At 40.7% G+C, this 312-nt stretch carries 1 protein-coding gene; it reads left to right on the top strand.

Translation table 11 applies throughout. The features are described from left to right. Nucleotides 1-312: transposase (locus ACLGL1_RS09850; RefSeq protein ID WP_411008493.1), on the top strand; the 312-nt coding region annotated here is incomplete at both ends.

Genomic DNA, 312 nt, shown 5'->3' with positions numbered 1-312 from the left:
AGTGGCTATGAAAGCATTGAAAACTATAGCTTCCTGGCTAAAGAAAACATTCAAGCCTTTATAAAACCCGCCAACTACGACAAGTCAAAGACAAGAAAGTACAAAGAGGATATTGGGCGTCGGGAGAACATGACCTATGTATCCGAGGGAGACTACTATATTTGTGCCAATGGTAAAAGGCTTCTAAGGCAAAAGGATTATTACAAAACCCGTAAAAGTGGCTATAAAGAGCGGATTCAAAACTACCGCTGCCAAGAATGCACAAACTGTCCCTTTACAAAGTCATGCAATAAGTATGCTAAAGTCGCCAAC

Origin of the sequence: Peptococcus simiae (genome assembly GCF_046569735.1) — a bacterium.
GTDB classification, from domain to species: domain Bacteria; phylum Bacillota; class Peptococcia; order Peptococcales; family Peptococcaceae; genus Peptococcus; species Peptococcus simiae_A.
The sequence above is the reverse complement of the archived record's forward strand: the minus strand, read 5'-3'. Positions and strand labels throughout refer to the sequence as shown.